This window comes from Pseudoalteromonas sp. L23, assembly GCF_021728455.1.
Taxonomy (GTDB): domain Bacteria; phylum Pseudomonadota; class Gammaproteobacteria; order Enterobacterales; family Alteromonadaceae; genus Pseudoalteromonas.
This window is the reverse complement of record NZ_JAKKCW010000008.1, coordinates 84,491-103,739: the sequence shown is the minus strand read 5'-3', so window position 1 is coordinate 103,739 and position 19,249 is coordinate 84,491. Positions and strand designations below refer to the sequence as shown.

15 protein-coding genes and 1 pseudogene are annotated in these 19,249 nt (G+C 44.4%); 5 read left to right on the top strand and 11 right to left on the bottom strand.

Translation table 11 applies throughout. The features are described from left to right. Nucleotides 1-9: 9 nt before the first annotated feature. Together gcvT and L3V43_RS14365 are read right to left on the bottom strand one after the other, a co-directional pair. Nucleotides 10-1,092: a glycine cleavage system aminomethyltransferase GcvT gene (gene gcvT / locus L3V43_RS14370; RefSeq protein ID WP_237116800.1), complete on the bottom strand. Its 1,083-nt coding sequence runs from the start codon at nt 1,090-1,092 to the stop codon at nt 10-12. 85 nt (nt 1,093-1,177) lie between these two features. Beyond that, nucleotides 1,178-1,753, bottom strand: a complete 576-nt coding sequence (locus tag L3V43_RS14365; RefSeq protein WP_237116799.1) for a hypothetical protein — start codon at nt 1,751-1,753, stop codon at nt 1,178-1,180. A gap of 129 nt (nt 1,754-1,882) precedes the next feature. Here L3V43_RS14365 and L3V43_RS14360 point away from each other — a divergent pair, with 129 nt between their 5' ends. Beyond that, nucleotides 1,883-2,728 carry a LysR family transcriptional regulator gene (locus L3V43_RS14360; protein ID WP_010370532.1) on the top strand — a complete coding sequence of 282 codons (846 nt, stop codon included), beginning with the start codon at nt 1,883-1,885 and terminating at the stop codon, nt 2,726-2,728. Nucleotides 2,729-3,084: 356 nt separating this feature from the next. Here the strand turns inward: L3V43_RS14360 and L3V43_RS14355 are convergent, their stop codons facing one another. Next, nucleotides 3,085-3,393 carry a hypothetical protein gene (locus L3V43_RS14355; RefSeq protein WP_237116797.1) on the bottom strand — a complete coding sequence of 103 codons (309 nt, stop codon included), beginning with the start codon at nt 3,391-3,393 and terminating at the stop codon, nt 3,085-3,087. Nucleotides 3,394-3,944: 551 nt separating this feature from the next. On the opposite strand from L3V43_RS14355, the pseudogene L3V43_RS14350 reads away from it, so the two are divergent. Together L3V43_RS14350 and L3V43_RS14345 are read left to right on the top strand one after the other, a co-directional pair. Further along, nucleotides 3,945-4,577, top strand: a pseudogene (locus L3V43_RS14350) (LysR substrate-binding domain-containing protein); the annotation flags it as partial. Between the two features lie 197 nt (nt 4,578-4,774). After that, complete coding sequence (locus tag L3V43_RS14345) at nt 4,775-5,206, top strand: transposase (protein ID WP_237116796.1); 432 nt, start codon at nt 4,775-4,777, stop codon at nt 5,204-5,206. A 279-nt stretch (nt 5,207-5,485) separates the two neighbouring features. On the opposite strand, the gene L3V43_RS14340 is transcribed toward L3V43_RS14345, so the two are convergent. The 6 genes from L3V43_RS14340 to radA form a co-directional block, all read right to left on the bottom strand. Then, entirely contained in the window at nt 5,486-6,655 is a 1,170-nt protein-coding gene (locus L3V43_RS14340; protein WP_237116795.1) for an FAD-dependent monooxygenase, read from the bottom strand. A gap of 10 nt (nt 6,656-6,665) precedes the next feature. Further along, complete coding sequence (gene ubiH, locus L3V43_RS14335; RefSeq protein WP_237116794.1) at nt 6,666-7,838, bottom strand: 2-octaprenyl-6-methoxyphenyl hydroxylase; 1,173 nt, start codon at nt 7,836-7,838, stop codon at nt 6,666-6,668. Nucleotides 7,839-7,850: 12 nt separating this feature from the next. Continuing rightward, complete coding sequence (pepP, locus tag L3V43_RS14330; protein WP_237116793.1) at nt 7,851-9,161, bottom strand: Xaa-Pro aminopeptidase; 1,311 nt, start codon at nt 9,159-9,161, stop codon at nt 7,851-7,853. 1 nt (nt 9,162) lies between these two features. After that, a complete protein-coding gene (locus L3V43_RS14325; RefSeq protein WP_026000986.1) occupies nt 9,163-9,726 on the bottom strand; it encodes a UPF0149 family protein in 564 nt (187 codons plus the stop codon). Between the two features lie 196 nt (nt 9,727-9,922). Further along, complete coding sequence (locus L3V43_RS14320) at nt 9,923-10,846, bottom strand: DUF945 family protein (RefSeq protein WP_237116792.1); 924 nt, start codon at nt 10,844-10,846, stop codon at nt 9,923-9,925. Between the two features lie 15 nt (nt 10,847-10,861). Further along, nucleotides 10,862-12,232 carry a DNA repair protein RadA gene (radA, locus tag L3V43_RS14315; protein WP_010370516.1) on the bottom strand — a complete coding sequence of 457 codons (1,371 nt, stop codon included), beginning with the start codon at nt 12,230-12,232 and terminating at the stop codon, nt 10,862-10,864. Nucleotides 12,233-12,360: 128 nt separating this feature from the next. Here radA and L3V43_RS14310 point away from each other — a divergent pair, with 128 nt between their 5' ends. Beyond that, complete coding sequence (locus L3V43_RS14310; protein ID WP_235368612.1) at nt 12,361-14,862, top strand: PilZ domain-containing protein; 2,502 nt, start codon at nt 12,361-12,363, stop codon at nt 14,860-14,862. A 72-nt stretch (nt 14,863-14,934) separates the two neighbouring features. Here L3V43_RS14310 and ampE read toward each other — a convergent pair whose 3' ends face one another. After that, nucleotides 14,935-15,786, bottom strand: coding sequence for a beta-lactamase regulator AmpE (gene ampE, locus L3V43_RS14305; protein ID WP_095727228.1), 852 nt, complete (start codon nt 15,784-15,786; stop codon nt 14,935-14,937). Nucleotides 15,787-15,792: 6 nt separating this feature from the next. Further along, a complete protein-coding gene (gene ampD, locus L3V43_RS14300) occupies nt 15,793-16,335 on the bottom strand; it encodes a 1,6-anhydro-N-acetylmuramyl-L-alanine amidase AmpD (protein WP_237116791.1) in 543 nt (180 codons plus the stop codon). A gap of 1,495 nt (nt 16,336-17,830) precedes the next feature. Here ampD and nadC point away from each other — a divergent pair. Then, entirely contained in the window at nt 17,831-18,673 is an 843-nt protein-coding gene (gene nadC / locus L3V43_RS14295; protein WP_237116859.1) for a carboxylating nicotinate-nucleotide diphosphorylase, read from the top strand. The last annotated feature ends 576 nt before the right edge of the window (nt 18,674-19,249 follow it).

Below are 19,249 nucleotides of genomic sequence, written 5' to 3'. Positions count from 1 at the left end.
CTATAAAAACTAGATAATTGACTTGCCGTTACGAACGAAGCTTGGCTTAACTACTTTAACATCAACTAGCTTCTTACGCATTTCAACTTGTGCAGTCTCGCCAATTGAACGAGGTACACGCGCAAGCGCTACACTGAAGCCTAAAGTTGGTGAGAATGTACCAGAAGTAATAACACCTTCGCCACCTTCTACGATAACTTTAGAACCACCACGTAATACGCCTTTGCTTTCTAGGACTAAACCTACCAGCTTATCAGTGCTTTGCTCAGCACGTTGTTTAGTGATAGCTGCACGACCGATAAAGTCACGCCCCTCTGGCTCCCATGCAATTGTCCATGCCATGTTCGCTGCAAGTGGAGACACCGTCTCGTCCATGTCTGAGCCGTAAAGGTTCATGCCCGCTTCTAAACGTAGCGTATCACGTGCACCTAGGCCAGCTGGACGCACACCTGCGTCTAATAATTTTTGCCATAAGTCCGCCGCACCATCGTTGTGTACTACGATCTCATAACCCTCTTCACCAGTGTAGCCCGTTGTTGCGATAAATAGGTCGCCAGCTTGCACACCAAAGAATGGCTTCATGCCTTCAACAGCCGCTTGTTGTTGTTCATCTAGGATAGTTGCTGTTTTTGCTTTTGCGTTTGGACCTTGTACCGCAATCATCGCGTACTCAGGACGCTCAGTAACTGTCACTTCAAAATCTGCTGCTACCGCACCGATATGTGCAAGGTCTTTTTCGCGTGTTGCAGAGTTAACTACTAGGCGATATTGCGTTTCAGTGAAGAAGTAAATGATAAGGTCATCAATTACACCGCCCTGCTCGTTTAGCATGCCTGTGTATAGCGCCTTACCAGCCACAGTAAGCTTAGCTACATCGTTTGCAACAAGCTTTTGTAAAAATGCTTTTGCGTCTACACCTTCGATATCAACAATCGTCATGTGTGAAACGTCAAACATGCCCGCGTCAGTACGCACCGCGTGGTGCTCCTCAATTTGTGAGCCATAATTGATTGGCATTTCCCAACCGTGGAAGTCTACCATTTTCGCGCCAGCTTCTAGGTGCTTCGCGTGTAGTACTGTTTTAGAAGTCATACTTATCCTTCACTTTTTTACTCAGCCGCCATCGGTTGGCGCTGAGGGGGTTATTGTTATCGCGCTTACGATAACTGCACGGAATTTATGAAACGAGTTTAAAACCAGCGTCAGTGAGCGTCGTTTGCCACTTATCTAACACAGCAGCTTGCGCAATCAACTGATACTGTTGCTGTTCGTCCACCAGCAAGGTCGTAATAAATACTTCACCGCTTTGCTTGCCATAGCAGGCATTTTTATCTGAGATCCTAAGGCCTGGCGTTAACGTAAAGTCACTGACTAAACGCTCAAACGCAAGCTCACCGCTTATGGTGGCGGCAACTAAATCATGACGGCGAACCAGTTCAATATCAAACTCGTCAGCATGGCTATCAATCAGTGTTACCAGCTCAGCGGCTGCACTTTCACTTGCAACAAAACGGTAAGCCGTTTCACTAAAATAGTACACGGCGAAATTTTCGCCACTGTCTAGTTTGCCTTGAAAACCCAAGCCAGGTGCCATTAACTTATTCAAGTTAAGTGCAAGAATTTGGCTTAAGAAAGGCGTGGTCTCAAAGCCGCTGAAATCAAGTACAACAACAGCATCAGTTGGCATGTAATGGTTTTGCGCCGGAACACTGCCCTGACGGTGCTTTGCAAAGATAATTGGCGTGACGCTCATGGCACTACCTTAGTGAAATTTCGATGAGCAAAAGTATAAGGATGCGCAAACTCAACAACAAATTGTATTTACTTATCAATTGATAAATAATATTAATGTACTTGGGTTTTATAAATTGCATTTCCTTATATGAAAAACTTATCAATTGATGGATTAAGAACGCTGGTCACTGTGGTTGATGTCGGTGGCTTTGCCAAGGCGGGTGAGTTGCTTGGCTTATCTCAGCCTGCTGTTAGCTTGCAAATCAAACGCTTAGAAGACATGCTAGGTTGCAAGCTGTTTAAAAAGCAGGGTCAAAGACAGGTATTGAATCAATATGGTGAGCTACTTTTGCCCCTAGCCAAACAAATGTTGCAGCAGAACGATGCAATTATTCAACAATTTACCTCTGAGAGTGTGACAGGCCGAGTGCGTTTGGGCATTCCCAGCGAATTTGCAGCGAGGATCTTACCCTCGATTATTGGCGATTTCGTTTCTTTATATCCTGATGTGGCGCTGGAAGTTAAATCAAGATTGAGTAAACACTTACTTTCTGTAGTAAGGCAAGACCAGTTTGATTTGGTGCTAGCGCTTAATGAAGAGCTTAGCTCATCCAAGTACCCGGTGTTTATGCAAGACCAACTGGTCTGGGTTGGCGATTTATCGCTTGCGCAGCATTCGGTTGTCACTTTAGTCACCGCCCCGGAGGGCTGTATTTATCGCCGCCGCGCTATCGAGGCGCTGCAGCAAGCTGGATTACAATACCGTATCGTATATAGCAACGCCGACTTAACTGGCCTTACCGCCGCTTTAAAAGAGGGACTCGGGATCACTGTGCTAGCCAAAAGCACCGTGCCAGCAGAGCTGCCTTATCAGACCCAAACCCAAATATTACCCGAACTCGGTCAAATCGGTATCAGCCTTGTCAAAAACACCCAAGAATCCGCCCACGCCGTAGATAAACTCGCAGAGTTTATTGCATTGAGGTTAGGTTGATCACAATCTCAGGCAAGCTCATAAAGAAATTCAACAGCATGAGTACTGATTGTAGCAAGTACCAAACTGCAGAAGATAATTAAGAAAATTTTGAAATTCCCATAGAAGTCATCTGGAAAAGGCCAAGGCCCGAAAAGGCTGCATTTATATAGCTTTTTAAAGCCAAAAAGAATTACAGCTAAAAACATCAATTTGACAATTATAAAAGTTACTTCACTCATCATAAATACCTACCTTTAAAAAGGTGTATGGCTAAAAACACCAGACACCTATAGTTTAATACACCCTAAATTAAACTGAGCGTTGGGCGAGGCACAACTAAAAAGTGCTTGCTAATTACCCCAACCTCTTATTAATCAATAAGCTCTACTGAATGTCTGGAACATCCAACGATCAGAGTGGCGACCCAAATCACCAGCTGCTCCCCCACCAGCAGCAGCTCCACCTATAGTGGCAACTGCTCGCCCAACTGAGCTAACTGGACTTACCGCTCCCGCCACTCCTCCGGCAACAGCACCTCCAAGTATATCAGATCCAGTCGCTTGATTTCCTTTAGCTGTTATCGCTGCTAACCCTCCACCTATAGCTCCAACTACAGCGCCTACAACATTAGCCCAAATAGCACCATTTACTTCTTGAATTTCGTTTGTGTTTAATTCTTTCATATCATTACCTTTTATCTACCATTTATTAAAATAAAGTTATAGCAGCAAAGTCTCTCTGTACAATACTACAACTTTAAAAATGATAACCACATTTAAAAATAAAACACGGAAAAACAAACAGTTATAACTTAAAAATAAGATTCCAAATCCAAGCGAGCAAAAATAACCATTCTATAATTACTCTATAACATGTTAATAATACGAATTATCTTGACCAAGTAATATATTTTGAACCGTTAACACCCTATCGATAACAAGACGAAAATTTTGCCATTAGTCGACCCTGAGTATTAACATTTTGATACTCAAACTAACGGAGCTACATCAAGCCAAACTTAACATTAACTTTATCTACTAGTTCTGTTGCTACACGGTACTTTTCGCTCAGAGCAACCTCATACTCATGAATATTTATTAGCCACCTGACAACCGTAACTGATACCCCTTAAAGATACTATGTCTTCATACATAACATATTTCACTCCTTAGAATACTTAACTTTTAGCCTTCAAGATTGCAATATATTCAGTGTCAACTGCTTAAGAGCTGTCAAACAAATGCTGCAGCAGAACGATGCAATTATTCAGCAATTTACCTCTGAGAGTGTGACAGGCCGAGTGCGTTTGGGCATTCCCAGCGAATTTGCAGCGAGGATCTTACCCTCGATTATTGGCGATTTCGTTTCTTTATATCCTGATGTGGCGCTGGAAGTTAAATCAAGATTGAGTAAACACTTACTTTCTGTAGTAAGGCAAGACCAGTTTGATTTGGTGCTAGCGCTTAATGAAGAGCTTAGCTCATCCAAGTACCCGGTGTTTATGCAAGACCAACTGGTCTGGGTTGGCGATTTATCGCTTGCGCAGCATTCGGTTGTCACTTTAGTCACCGCCCCGGAGGGCTGTATTTATCGCCGCCGCGCTATCGAGGCGCTGCAGCAAGCTGGATTACAATACCGTATCGTATATAGCAACGCCGACTTAACTGGCCTTACCGCCGCTTTAAAAGAGGGACTCGGGATCACTGTGCTAGCCAAAAGCACCGTGCCAGCAGAGCTGCCTTATCAGACCCAAACCCAAATATTACCCGAACTCGGTCAAATCGGTATCAGCCTTGTCAAAAACACCCAAGAATCCGCCCACGCCGTAGATAAACTCGCTGAGTTTATCGCATTGAGGTTAGGTTAAAAGATCGCGGGGTGAACCCGCTCCTACCAACGATATAAAACCTTTGTGGGAGCCGCTTTATGCGGCGAGATTGTTGCAATGATCGCGGGGTGAACCCGCTCCTACCAGCAATATAAAATCTCTGTGGGAGCCGCTTTACGCGGCGATCTTGTCCTATACTTACGTGAGCACTTATTAATGAACTCAAGGAGGGAGTCATGCCACATAGCTGCCGTTTAAGGAAAGGCCGAGTTTCATCGGCTGGTCAATACTATGCAATCACCATTTGCTGTAAAAACAAAATAGCTGTTTTTAATAACCTCGCAGTCAATCAAGTTGTTATTCGCGAAATTTATCACCTTGAGCAGGATAACTTTATCAAATTAATTGCCTACACACTGATGCCAGATCATTTACATCTCCTGTTTCAACTAATGGATGTGTGTTCTTTGTCTGATGCCATTCGGTCTTTAAAAGGAAGAACGGCAACTAAGCTAAGAACAATGAACATTCGGCAGCTATGGCAAAAGGATTTTTATGACACCTGTATTTTGCATAACACTATGTTAAGAAACCAAGCAAGATACATAGTTGCAAACCCGCTTCGGGCAGGGTTGGTGATTATCCTTATTGGAATTGTATTTATTTAAGTAATGGGATTGGGGATTTATAAAGTTGGTGATACCTGTTTTAGGAAAAGATCGCGATGTAAAATCGCTCCTACCAGCAACACAAAATCTCTGTGGAAGCCGCTTTACGCGGCGAGATTGTTGAAATGATCGCGGGTGAACCCGCTCCTACCAACGATATAAAACCTTTGTGGGAGGTCCTTTACGCGACGATGCTGATTTAAGAAAAGATCGCGATGTAAAATCGCTCCTACCAGCAATATAAAACCTCTGTGGGATCCGCTTTACGCGGCGATCTTTTTATTTACCGCCTATCGCTTCTTTGGCGAACAGGTGTTTGATTGGGCCGAGGTTGTCGACCAAACTCAGGCCTACGCCACGTACTAGCTTTTTCAACGGGTGATTGCCTTCAAACAGCTCTTTAAGTCCTTGCATCATGGCAATATGCTTTTGAGCATCTGCTTTTCTGCTGCGCTCATATTGGCGCAGTATCCGTGTGCTGGCAAATTGCTCTTGCGGTGCTGATAACAAGGTGATCAAATAGGCAGCGTCTTTTAGCCCTAAATTCATGCCAAGACCTGCAAGCGGGTGAATGGTATGTGCCGCGTCGCCCATTAAAACGATGCGCCCTTGCCCCCATTGTTTTGCATAGCGCATGGTCAATGGAAAAACATGTCTTTCGCTAATCAATTCACACACGCCGCACTGCATATCAATTGCAGCACTCAACGCTTTATTAAACGCCTCTATCGGCATGGCTTGTAGCTGCTTTGCTTTATCCGGTGCGGTAGACCATACAATTGAATGGGTATATGGGTCATCAAGCGGCAAAAAGGCCAGCGGTCCATCAGGGAGGAACACTTGTCTTGCCGTTGCATCATGTGGCGCTGCGGTTTTTATCGTTGCAACCAGCGCATGGTGGTCATAATCCCAATACGTGATTGGCATATTAAACTGCTGGCGAATAGCAGAACGTGCGCCATCAGCCGCCACCACTAGTTTCGCCATCACAGGTTCACCAGTCGCTAAGGTTAACAGCACATCGGTGTCTGTTTGGTGCAAGCTTTGGTATTTTGTGTTCCACATCAGCTTGGCCGATTGCTGTGCTTCGAGTGCTGTTAACAAGGCATAGCGAATGGCGTCGTTTTCAATGATGTGACCAAGCTCAGGTAAGTCTAACGAGACATTATCAAAGGCAATTTTACCAAAGCTGTCTTTATCGCGTACATCCATACGAGTATATGCTGCGGCGCGCTGCGCTTTAATATCAGACCACACGCCCAAGCGCTCAAATAAAGCCTGACTTGCAGCGCTTATCGCGCTCACGCGTGCGCTGTATTCTTGTGCCAATGGTGTTGGCTTTTCACCACTGTCTAGCACTAATACCGAGATATTTTGCTGCGCAAGCCCTAGCGCCAGCGTTAAACCAACACATCCACCACCAACAATACAAACTTGAACTTGTTGCATGCCAACTCCTTTATCCTTTATATCCCATCAATTGCTTGGCCAACGGCGCCCTTGCTGTTTTGGACAGCGCCATGGTGAGTAGACCTAAACTACGGCCTAAGGCTAAGGTTCTTGATGAGTTTGAAAATAGTCGAACGAGCGCATCGGTTAATGTCATCACCGTATTAATATCTTGCGCTCGCGCCAGTTGATAAGCACGCGTAAATTGAAAACTTCCCCACTCATCAAGCACGTTCGCCTGACATTGTGAGGTTAGGACTTGAATATCTCGTAGACCTAAATTAAAGCCCTGTCCTGCAATGGGATGAATGGCATGCGCCGCATTGCCAATCACCACCACGCGATGATGAGTGAGTTGCTCTACTCGCCCAAGCACTAGCGGATAGCTTGCTCTCATACCCACTTGCACAAAGCGCCCGGCGCGATAACCAAAGGCTTGCTGCAATGCAGCTAAAAACTCGTGTGCTGTCATCGCTTCAAACTCGCTAAGGTGTTCATTTGGCATACACCACACCAGCGAATAACGATTATCACTCATTGGCAGCAGCGCCATCGGGCCATGTTTGGTAAAACGCTCGAACGCCTGACCACCATGAGCCGTGTCGATTTGCACATTGGCAATCAATGCGCCTTGCTCGTAGCCTATGCTATCAAAGCCGATATTGAGCTTAGCCCGCGTGGGAGATTGCGCGCCATCCGCAACAACCAATAATCGGCTTTGTAATTGCTCACCATTATCGAGGGTCAGTTCAACCTGTTCTGGTTGTTGATGTATATGCGCCACTTGGTTTGGGCAAAACAGTGCAATATCAAGATTGCTCAACTGCTCGTGTAAAAAGCTGCCATAGGGATTGACTTCAACTACATAGCCTAACGCTTTTTGGTTGTAGTCTTCAGGGTTTATCCACGCTTTACCGAAGTGACCTCTGTCTGAAACATTCACTTGTGTGATTGGCTCAACGTACTGCCACTCGGGATTAAATAGATTTAGCTCGCCCAAAAATGCGACCGATTGCGCAGCAAGCGCAATACTACGGTCGTCAAAACTTGGATGCTGTTTACCTTTTGGCGCAAAGGCTTCAATAACCGCAATCTTTGCCTGCGGAGAGACTTTTTTTATGGCGATGGCGGCGCTGGCTCCTGCCATACCACCACCAACCACGACGACATCAAACTGTTGCACGCAAAGTGTCCACTAGTTATTCATTAATGCTTCTATTTCTGCGATGGTTTTTGGCACCAGTGCGGTTAAATTTTCATAACCTGACTCGGTGACCAACAGATCATCTTCGATACGAATGCCAATTCCTTTATACTCGTCAGGAACTTGCGCATCTTCGTCAAAATACAGACCCGGCTCAATGGTAAGTACCATGCCAGGTTCAAATGGGCGATCCGCTTCATCTAACTTGTATTCACCGACATCGTGAACATCAAGACCTAGCCAATGACCTAAACCATGCATGTAAAATGCTTTGCATGCCTGTGCCTCTACGAGTTCATTAACGTCGCCCGCAAGAATGCCCAAATCAACTAGCCCTTGAGTCAATACAGTCATCGCCACTTGATTCGCTTTAACTAACGTACCACCCGGTTTTACTTCACCAAAGGCCGCATTTTGCGCCGCCAATACCAACTCATAAATCTTGCGCTGCGCATCAGTAAACTGGCCGTTTACAGGGAAAGTGCGAGTTATATCAGCCGCATAGCCTTCAAGTTCACAACCCGAATCAATCAGTACTAAGTCGCCGTCCTGTAGCGCATCACAGTTGTCGGTATAGTGTAAAATCGTCGCATTGATGCCGCTGCCAACAATGGTTCCATAGGCTGGGTGACGCGCACCGTTCATTGCATAATGATGATGAATTTCGGCTTCAAGCTGATATTCCGTTGCGCCCGGCTTTGCAAACTGCATGGCGCGTTTGTGCGCCTCAGCACTAATTCTGCCCGCTTCGCGCATGATGGCGATTTCAGCATCCGATTTAAATAAGCGCATTTCATGGACGAGTGGGCGAATATCTTTGATGATCTCAGGGGCACGATAGCCCTTTTTCGGTGCGCCACGCAATGTACTTAGTAACTGCCAAACCTTATCATCAAAGGCGTTATATGTGCCTTGTCCGTAGAATAATATCTTGCGACCATTCACGAGATTTAATAGCTCGTCGTCTAAGTCACTCAGCGCAAAGGTTTGGTCAAGTTCAAGTTGCGATTTAGCTTGCTCATAGCCCATACGGCGACCATGCCAAATCTCAGCAACCTTATCTTTATTACGACAGAACAACGTAGACTGACCATTACCCTCACGGTCTTTTGTTAATACTAAAACCGCATCAGGCTCTTTAAAGCCTGTGAGGTAAAAAAAGTCGCTATCTTGGCGAAATGGAAATTCAGTGTCGCGGCTACGGGTTAACTCTACGGCCGCAGGAATAATCGCTACGGCGTTGTTATCTAATGCCGCAATAAGACGCGCACGGCGTGCTACAAACTCGCTGTTTTTTATCATATTAATGTATCGTCTTTGATGTGCTAACGGACTGGGGTTCTTTACCCATCTCGGCAAAGCATAGCAGTGTAGAAACACGCACATATTCTACCACTTCGAGCAGTGCTTCTTTATCGTCATTGCTGTCTTCAAAACCAGTATCAAGCTTAGTTATTTCGCTAAAGTCGTTAATCACTTCTTTAACATCAGCAGATAACTTACCGTAATCTTTTTGCTTTAAACCAAAGCCAAGTAAAAAGCCTGATACCCAAGCAATCAGTGCATTAGCTTGGTCATGTAATGACTCATCTTCTGGCGGTAAATATAGTTCAAACTGGAACTCGCCGTCGTTGAAGTGCTCGGCAACTTGCTTATATAAATCGATGCAAAATTCTCTAATTGGCGCTGAAAATTTTTGACCGTCGTTGAATACGTCGCTCAATAGCCCTAAATACTCTGAATCTTCGATATTCAGACCACAGGCCAATAGCCCAGAAATGGTGCCGTGAACTTCGGCGGGGGCAATAAATAATTCGTGTTTTTCTAATAGCAATTGAGCTTGCTGGTAGTCTTTGAATTCGCTCATAAATACATTCCCAAGCAATTGATACTCCAATGCTACCACCGCAGCCTTTGCAACTCCAACGAATTGTATGATCAACCTCAAGGCTGCTTTAGATTTCACCAATTTGGTAAAACTAATATTGCGAATGAGTGGGCTTATGAGAGATGAAGGGATTTAGGAGCAAGCCCAAAATCCCTTTAACCATGCTGGATTAGCTTTACTTACCGCTCGCGTTGATCTCGATAAGTTCCGACAGTGTTTCTGGATTTTGCGCCATAGCCATAGATAATTGCTGCCCCAGAGCCATCATACTTTGACTTTGTGGTATCGAAACAGATATAGAAAGTGACTCCATTCCATTGGCAAAGTCATTCACAGCCGTTTGAATTTCAGCAGGTAGCATCATCATTTGTAGTTGCTGGGCAACAATCGCCTGAAAGTCAGCCTTGCTCATACCCTGCTGAGCAATTTCAGACTCAAGTAACTGAGGTAAGCTGCCTGCATTGTCAATATTAACAGCCAGCGATTTTAATTCGAGCGATTGCATTGCCGCCATCATTTGCGACTGCACTTGAAGCTCTTGTTCAAGGTTTGGTGTATCACTTTGAATTTTTGATGCCGCTAATGAAGCATCCATAAGGGCCTTACTGTTTCCAAGCGCAGCATTAAAAGAGCTCTTTGCAATGCCTTCTGCAGAAGATGCGAATGTAAACTCGCTGGCGCCAGATGCTTCATCATAAGCGAGACTTGTATTCAAATGGTACGTTGCATTCACCAGCTCCGGCGACATCCCTTGGGTAAACTCTTCAGCTTCTTTTGCTAATTTTAAACCGACTAGGTCAAGCTCGGTATAGGGGCTGATTTTGTCTTGCTCGTAACCCACAACATTTAACTTCTCAATGGTAAATATGGGAATATTTTCATCGGCATGTGAAATTGTTAGGTCGGTAATTTCTACACCACGGGTAAACAAATCAACAGAGCTGTTTGCAAAACTCACCGTAAGGCCACTGTCTTGTTCGAAGTTTTCTATTTGCTTGGTGATTTCTTGCTTCACTTGCTCATTTACATAATAGTTGGCGCCAACATACCCTGCGCCCGCTAGTACCACAACGGCAACTGCTAATGTGGACTTATTCATATTTCACTCCATTATTTAAAAAAGTGCCTCAAGCGCTTCGCTGAGGCTAGAGACGGCAACAATTTCCATCCCTTCAATATTTTCTTTTGGTTTATTTGCTTTTGGTACAATTGCTCTTGTAAATCCATGCTTAGATGCTTCACGCAATCGCTCTTGCCCACTTGGCACCGGGCGGATCTCACCTCCTAACCCCACCTCACCAAATACCACCAGCTGCCTGTCTAAGGTTTGGTTTTTAAAGCTTGAAACCAGTGCGGCTATCAAGGCTAAATCAGCACTGGTTTCGGTCACTTTGACACCGCCTACGACGTTTACAAACACATCTTGATCCGACACCTGCAAACCACCGTGACGATGCAGTACCGCAAGTAGCATGGCTAGGCGATTTTGTTCCAAACCAACAGTGACGCGACGCGGGTTGGCGAGCTGTGAATAGTCGACTAGCGCTTGGACTTCCACAAGGAGTGGCCGCGTGCCTTCCCAAATAACCATAACTAATGAGCCTGGTGTTTGCGCTTCACCACGATTTAAGAAAATGGCCGAAGGATTGTTTACTTCCTTTAGACCTTGGCTTGTCATAGCAAACACACCTAACTCGTTTACGGCACCAAAACGGTTTTTATTGCCACGCAATGTTCTAAAGCGGCTGTCGGCACTGCCTTCCAGTAAAATAGAGCAGTCAATACAATGCTCCAGCACCTTAGGGCCAGCCAGTGTACCATCTTTAGTTACATGCCCCACCATGATAATGGCAACCTGATTGGTTTTGGCAAAACGCGTCAAATAAGCAGCGCTTTCACGTACTTGAGAAACCGACCCGGGTGCCGATTGGATATCACTCATATGCATTACTTGAATCGAATCGATGACCATAATGCTTGGTTTTTCACGAAGTGCGAGCTGGCAAATCGTCTCAACATTGGTTTCTGCGAGTGTTTTTAACTTATTTGTAGGCAGCCCCAATCGTGTCGCACGCATGGCAACTTGTTGCAGCGACTCTTCACCGGTGACATACAAAGTGTTCATGGTTTCGGCAAGGCGACACATGGTTTGCAGCAGCACCGTACTCTTACCAGCGCCGGGGCTACCACCGATTAATATTGCACTTCCCGGTACAACTCCACCACCAAGGACACGGTCAAACTCTTTAAAGCCAGTTGAAAATCGCGGTAACTGCTCTAGGTTAACTTCATCTAAGGTTTGTACTTTAGCTTCAACAAGGCCGGCATAGCCTGACGTTGAACCGCCTTGAGGGACCGATTTTGCTGACGGAACGCGAAACTCCGTTACGGTATTCCATGCCTTACACTCCGAGCATTGGCCTTGCCAACGCGCGAATTCGGCACCACAATCGCTACATACAAATGCTGTTTTCTTTTTTGCCATAAATTACAGGTATATATCTTGCTTAAACACAATAATAGGTTAAGAATAAACTAATAAAGCGCCAATGTTGACATAATATTGGCGGTGACCCAACTGGTCACATAAAATGAGCGCGTGTAAAACTGTTTATGCCTGAAGATAGATTACAAAAATATCAAAGCTTAATTGAGGATTTAAAACTGGATCTTGGCGATCCGGCTTTTGATCGCATATTTAAGCAACGTACTGCGGACCTGTCCAAGCCGGACCAATTTCTATTAAAAATGGAAATGTCGCGGCTATCTCAGCCCGTGGCACGATTTATTGACCTCAGAGGACAAGTCGCAGGTCAAGTTAAGCCTTATGAATATGAAGGCAAACAGCATTTTATGGATGACTTGGCCATTGAGGTATTCGAGCGAGAAGTCGCTAAACACGGGGGTTATACCCTTGCAGTTTACGAATCCGTAATGAGTACCGACAATAATTATAAGGTCATGCAAAAGCAGGCCCAAGCACGCGAAGAAGAGGTAGAAAAGGACGCGGTCAATCATAACTACACTAAACTCGTTCGTTTCGCGTCATACGAAAGTCGCTCTGAAGAGCGCATGAATTACTCCATTAAGATCACAGTGGAACTGGCAAAAAATCGTCCTAAGGTTTCCGCTACTACCTCCGATATTTCCCTCAGCGGCGCTAAAATAAAATTACCGACCAATCAGCAAGTAGATCCCGGACAAATCATTTCGATCCGCTTGGTGGGTCTCGAGCAAGACTTTGAACTTGGCTTGAAAGAAGGTATTCAGTATGAAGTCGTCGCCGTAGAACCGGGTACGATTGAATATAATCAAGTTCGCTTAAAACGTACATTTATCGAGAAAAACCAAGGGTTTGATGACTTTTTAAATAGCTTTATTCACGGTAATAAGCGCCGTTATAAAATAAATCTCGACAACACTCTGGACGCCGTTGTTTGTAAGGGCTATGAGCAATACTATCTACCACGGGTCTGCTCTTTGTTTGTTTTCATCAGTGAGAAACAAAAACAACTTTATCCAAGCATGGTGCTTACCAACGAAAATAACGCTTACATCAATTACTACTTTGAAGACGAAAGAAAGCAATCAAGCCTATATTCCGTCTTCAACCAAAAACGAATGCAGCGACTGCTAACGCTTTGTGGCGCGGTAAAAGAAGCGGTATGCCATGTGTTTACTCACTCTAGTCAAGGTAAAATGTACTTTTACTCAGCCTTTGACTTTGAGCTGGAAGAAATGCAGCAGCTAAACGATCTGTTTTTTGCCTTTGGCAGCCAAAAAGACAGCTGGCGCACGTTTAAAGTTCAGTTGATGCCAAGTCACCATGAAGACGCCTTTATCCCACTTTCGCTTCCTGCAAGTGCAGGTAAAAATGTCGAAAAGCTAAATAAACGCCCCACGCCAAGGGTGCAAGGCTTTATCCAAGACGTAAAATATCTCATGTTACTGACAGATATCGGAAACCCGTCTATCACTGAGCGATTCCAACGTCTAAGTTATGAACAAAGCTTAGTTAATCAATTAAAGAAGTTCGGTCACGGCAAATCAGCCACCCCCCCGCCACTTGAGGTGGTTGCGTTAGAATACGTTAACTTGCGTGCACACAGGCGCTATCTTTATAAAACCAATGTCGTCGTTCATATTGATGGTCAAGGCACTTTCAACTGCGTTACCCGTGATTTTTCTGTCATGGGTTTACAAATAGAGTGCGGCCAAGAAATGCCGCTTAATAAAGGTGACTCGATACATTTGGACTTAGTTGATTTACAAAAATTGACGAAGCAGCATAATTTAACGAATTTGCGCTATGAAGTGATGATGGTCAATAAAACTAAAACTATCATTAACTTGAAAGTGCAGAAAATAGGTCAACTCGACCATTCTGCCATGGGGTTCTTTAAAGCCCTTATTGAGAGTAATAAAGACAAGCTAGTTGCTTGTGATGAAGCACCAAAGGTACCGGGACTATCACTTGCACTGCGTAACATGGTGACTAAATCCGTTTGTCAGTTTCCACTTTATTTACACAAAGAGACCTCACATAATGCGGTGGGAGCAATTGGACAGGGGCTTTACCCGACATCCCTTCACCACTTATTGCATTCGTTTAGTGATAATGACGATAACACTTTGGACGCCAAGGCGATTTTCCCTGAGCGTTTCGTCGAAGAAAAGCTAACAGAAATTCTAAAGGCGAAATCGCGACAAGATAAACCGCTTAAATACTTGGTGTTTATTAAGTTCAATCCAAACCAAACCAATCAACATGAGGCGGTTGGTGCGCAAGTTATCGCTCATGATGAGTCTATTGACAGTTTGTACTTGTATGCTAAAAAAGCACTGCGCAACGACTTACTCTTCGTCTATCAGCTCTATGTATCAAAAACCGGCCGCCCAGATATGGATTATCTTGCGAATGAGCTGCGCTATGTAAGCCACTATGCAATCCACAAAGCAAAAGACCTAGAAGAAGCGCTTTGGTCAGTAACTGGGGTGTGTGATTTGATAGACGTTACGGATTATGTGATTCGAAATATGGGCTTTGATGCGCCGCTTGTTACCAAAATGGAAGAGCAGAAAAAACGCTGGTTAGAGACCAACTTTAAACACTGATTTCAAATGCTCCCTATACGCTTACGGTATATGGAGCATTGTTATAAAGGTAGGTGTGATTTGCAGCTAGGGCTACTCCACCCAACCAAATAAGGTTAATACAGCAATAATCACGAGATAAAACAAAATATTGCGCTTCACGAGGCGCATCATACAGCTTGCTTCAAAGGTACAACCTAAAAACTGCTGTTCAATTTGCTCAGCCGCAAGTGCAGTGCTTGTGACGATTTGACGATTTGTGGTTTTAAAATCTAGCACATACTTCAACCAACTTGATGTACCTTTACTAAAGTTACCAATGATCAAAAAACCAAAGCTTGCGATCCGTGCCGGAAGCCAATTTAGCCAATAAAATAACCGACAAAACTGCTCAAACACATGCTGTAGCGGCGGATTTTCTTGCTCATGATGCCAATGCACAATTTGCCTTACCATCGCATATAGCACAGCACCCGGTGCGCCCAACGCCACAAACCAAAAAATAACTCCGCAGTAATGTTGAAAGTTGATCCACGAAAGCGTCTGACCAAACGTCTCGCCGCCCGGCTCATCTTCTAATTTGTCTTGCCCCATTTGTAACGCATAAAGCGTAGCCGCTTCGTTATCACCTCTGGTCAGCGCATTTAAATAGCCTTTATAAAGCTTGCGATATTTTGCACAACCAAAACAGACTAAGAGCACACAGATATTGATTGCAAACTGCCAAAATACAAAGTCACTTAGACTGTAAATAAAAGCAACGACCAATGCAGGAATAACTAACCAAAGCATCACACCGAAATGCGAGCCCAACATGGCATTTGGCTGGGTCCAAGATTTGGTTTTCGCATAGTAACTTTGCAGGTAATAGTCGACTTGCCAGTAGTTCGCCCGCGCGCCAAGTCGTTCAATAATAAGCGCGATGATGATAGAAATTAAGATCATGCTTGCCTAGCTCTCTTGGTTATTTAACAAGGTAAAATAATGCTGCCAATCAAATGCAGCCCCCGGATCTGTCTTTCTTCCAGGAGCAATATCATTGTGCCCTACAATACGATCATTCGTCAGCTTTGGATAGTGCTGCTGCAGCCAACGCGTTGTTTTTACTAAACTCGCATATTGTGCTTCGGTATATGGCGTGGTGTCTGTGCCCTCCATTTCAATACCAATTGCAAAGTCATTACAACGCGTTCGACCTTGCCACTGCGACACTCCAGCATGCCAAGCCCGTTCAATGAAGGGAACGTATTGGGTGATGCTACCGTCACGACGTATAACGCAGTGCGCCGACACTCTTACTCCCTCTAAGTCAGAAAAAGTTGGATGTGCGCCGCAGTCCAGCGTGCCCATAAATAAGTCTTCCACGTACGGCGTGCCAAAGCACCCTGCAGGCAGCGAGATATTGTGGATCACCAGTAAATCTATCTCACACGCTTGTGGTCTTTCATCGTAATACGGGGATTGCTTGTGTTTAGCAAAAGGTAGCCAATTCAAAGTATTAGTTCCAAGCCTTGGTTTGCATTCGATTATAAAGACAAAATAAGACAAAAGGTAGGGATGGGTTTAGTATAACAATAGTGTCGCGACATCAAATCACAACAAACAACACATAACCGTAGCAGCGGGTTTACCCCGCGACCTCCGTTTTAGCCGTCAACTCACTCTCTACAAACAAAGCTTTGTATTTCAAATATTCTATCGCGACATAAAGTCGCTGCTACGAAAACACACAAGGGTTTCGACATAAAGTCACAGCAAGCAATACATAATCGTAGCAGCGGGTTTACCCCGCGACCTCCGTTTTGGCCATCAACTCATTCTTTACAAACACGGCTTTGTATTTCAAATACTCTGTCGCGACATAAAGTCGCTGCTACGAAAACACACAAGGGCTCAACAGCAAACCACAACAAGCAACACATACACGTAGCAGCGGGTTTACCCCGCGACCTCCGTTTTAGCCGTCAACTCACTCTCTACAAACAAAGCTTTGTATTTCAAATATTCTATCGCGACATAAAGTCGCTGCTACGAAAATACACATTGGTTTCGACATAAAGTCACAGCAAGCAATGCATAATCGTAGCAGCGGGTTTACCCCGCGACCTCCGTTTTACCCGTCAACTCATTCTTTACAAACACGGCTTTGTATTTCAAATACTCTGTCGCGACATAAAGTCGCTGCTACAAAAATACACAAGGGTTTCGACATAAAGTCACAGCAAGCAATGCATAATCGTAGCAGCGGGTTTACCCCGCGACCTCCGTTTTAACCGCCAACTCATTCTTTACAAACACGGCTTTGTATTTCAAATACTCTGTCGCGACATAAAGTCGCTGCTACGAAAACACACATTGGTTTCGACATAAAGTCACAGCAAGCAATATGTACACGTAGCAGCGGGTTTACCCCGCGACCTCCGTTTTGGCCATCAACTCATTCTTTACAAACACGGCTTTGTATTTCAAATACTCTGTCGCGACATAAAGTCGCTGCTACAAAAATACACATTGGTTTCGACATAAAGTCACAGCAAGCAATACATACACGTAGCAGCGGGTTTACCCCGCGACCTTCGTTTTAGCCGTCAACTCACTCTCTACAAACAAAGCTTTGTATTTCAAATATTCTATCGCGACATAAAGTCGCTGCTACGAAAACACACAAGGGCTCAACAGCAAACCACAACAAGCAACACATACACGTAGCAGCGGGTTTACCCCGCGACCTCCGTTTTGGCCATCAACTCATTCTTTACAAACAAAGCTTTGTATTTCAAATACTCTGTCGCGACATAAAGTCGCTGCTACGAAAACACACAAGGGCTCGATATCAAGTCACAGCAAACAACACCTAACCGTAGCAGCGGGTTTACCCCGCGAAATAAAAGCCACCCCGCCAAATATCGTGAATTTTTCTCCATCAATTGTACTCCTAGGCAAACGCGCGTAAAATTCGGCCATTGCAGAAAAAATGAAAAGACAACCTATGATTGACCAAAACCTTATCAGCCAAATGGTAAAGCAGGCGCTAGACGAAGACCTTAATTATCAAACACCAAACGAAGGTGATATTACCGCAGCCCTTATCCCAGAGACGCAGCACGCAAATGCCTATGTGATCACAAGGGAAGATTGTGTATTCGTTGGCAAGGCGTTAATCGAAGAAGTTTTTCAGCAGGTCGACCCAAGTGTTAGCGTCAACGTACTTGTGAACGACGGCGACTTTGTTGCCGCCAACACTCGCTTGTTTACCGCAAGCGGCTCAGCCAGAGCGATTCTGACCGCAGAGCGCACGGCGCTTAATTTTGTACAAACGCTATCGGGCACGGCAACCACCACAGCAAAATATGTTGAGGTTTTAAGTGGTACGCAAACTAAACTGCTAGATACACGTAAAACCATCCCTGGATTAAGAGCACTACAAAAATACGCCGTTAAATGTGGCGGTGGTAAAAATCATAGAATTGGCCTCTTCGACGCGTATCTTATTAAAGAAAACCACATTGCCGCCTGTGGCAGTATCGCCAAAGCCGTTGCGACTGCACGTAATAACCACCCAGACAAACCGGTGGAAGTTGAAGTAGAAAACCTAGGCGAATTACAACAAGCCTTAGATGCTGGCAGCGATATTATTATGCTGGACAACTTCAGTGTAAGTGAAATTCAACAAGCGGTTGAAATCACGCAAGGCAAAGCCAAGCTGGAAGTCTCTGGTAATATGACCATTGAAATTTTGACGACTTACGCACAAGCCGGTGTTGATTTTATTTCAAGCGGCGCACTGACCAAACATGTACAAAGCATCGACCTGTCGATGCGCTTCGAATAACTTTCGCTAAATTTAAAAAAGCGCTCTGATAGGGCTGATTGCCGGGCCCTTTCTTTTTTTATAGTGCTATCAAGTAACCAGTAAATCACTCACCTCAGTTGATTTTTCCGCTCCTTAAGATATCGGATTTTTCATTTTTAAAAAGAATACCACTTTGTACCAGCAAATAATGTTGCACTCATTCTGTAACCCTCCGTAATAGAGAAAGTTTTCTATTTCGTTGACAAACCTACTTAAAACCCGTTAAATACGACAAAAGAACTAGAGTGTAACAAGATCTTAATGTTCAGTAACGATTAATTCCGTTCGTTTTTTGAACCGATATTAGGAAAGCTTGAGCTACCGCAAGAGAATCAATAATTTATTATTAAAATTCAATTGCTGAGCTCAGCGTTTACTATTAAAGTAAATGTTAATTGTGATCGCTGAAACTAAATCGGTGCTACACTTCTAGTTGATTAGGGAACGGTCACAAACTTAACGGGTTTAGCTTTTAAGATTTTTGAATGATGAACTTGTTACATCTTCTAGGTCACCGTTAAGTCAATTTGAGCACACCAGTTTGTTGATTCGATG

Excerpts from the sequence above, each read along its gene's own strand:
- radA (WP_010370516.1), bottom strand. The coding sequence starts at position 12,232 with ATGGCAAAAAAGAAAACAGCATTTGTATGTAGCGATTGTGGTGCCGAA.
- L3V43_RS14340 (WP_237116795.1), bottom strand. The coding sequence starts at position 6,655 with ATGCAACAAGTTCAAGTTTGTATTGTTGGTGGTGGATGTGTTGGTTTA.
- L3V43_RS14345 (WP_237116796.1), top strand. The coding sequence starts at position 4,775 with ATGCCACATAGCTGCCGTTTAAGGAAAGGCCGAGTTTCATCGGCTGGT.
- L3V43_RS14355 (WP_237116797.1), bottom strand. The coding sequence starts at position 3,393 with ATGAAAGAATTAAACACAAACGAAATTCAAGAAGTAAATGGTGCTATT.
- gcvT (WP_237116800.1), bottom strand. The coding sequence starts at position 1,092 with ATGACTTCTAAAACAGTACTACACGCGAAGCACCTAGAAGCTGGCGCG.
- L3V43_RS14360 (WP_010370532.1), top strand. The coding sequence starts at position 1,883 with ATGAAAAACTTATCAATTGATGGATTAAGAACGCTGGTCACTGTGGTT.
- L3V43_RS14310 (WP_235368612.1), top strand. The coding sequence starts at position 12,361 with ATGCCTGAAGATAGATTACAAAAATATCAAAGCTTAATTGAGGATTTA.
- ampE (WP_095727228.1), bottom strand. The coding sequence starts at position 15,786 with ATGATCTTAATTTCTATCATCATCGCGCTTATTATTGAACGACTTGGC.
- L3V43_RS14365 (WP_237116799.1), bottom strand. The coding sequence starts at position 1,753 with ATGAGCGTCACGCCAATTATCTTTGCAAAGCACCGTCAGGGCAGTGTT.
- nadC (WP_237116859.1), top strand. The coding sequence starts at position 17,831 with ATGATTGACCAAAACCTTATCAGCCAAATGGTAAAGCAGGCGCTAGAC.
- L3V43_RS14320 (WP_237116792.1), bottom strand. The coding sequence starts at position 10,846 with ATGAATAAGTCCACATTAGCAGTTGCCGTTGTGGTACTAGCGGGCGCA.
- pepP (WP_237116793.1), bottom strand. The coding sequence starts at position 9,161 with ATGATAAAAAACAGCGAGTTTGTAGCACGCCGTGCGCGTCTTATTGCG.
- L3V43_RS14325 (WP_026000986.1), bottom strand. The coding sequence starts at position 9,726 with ATGAGCGAATTCAAAGACTACCAGCAAGCTCAATTGCTATTAGAAAAA.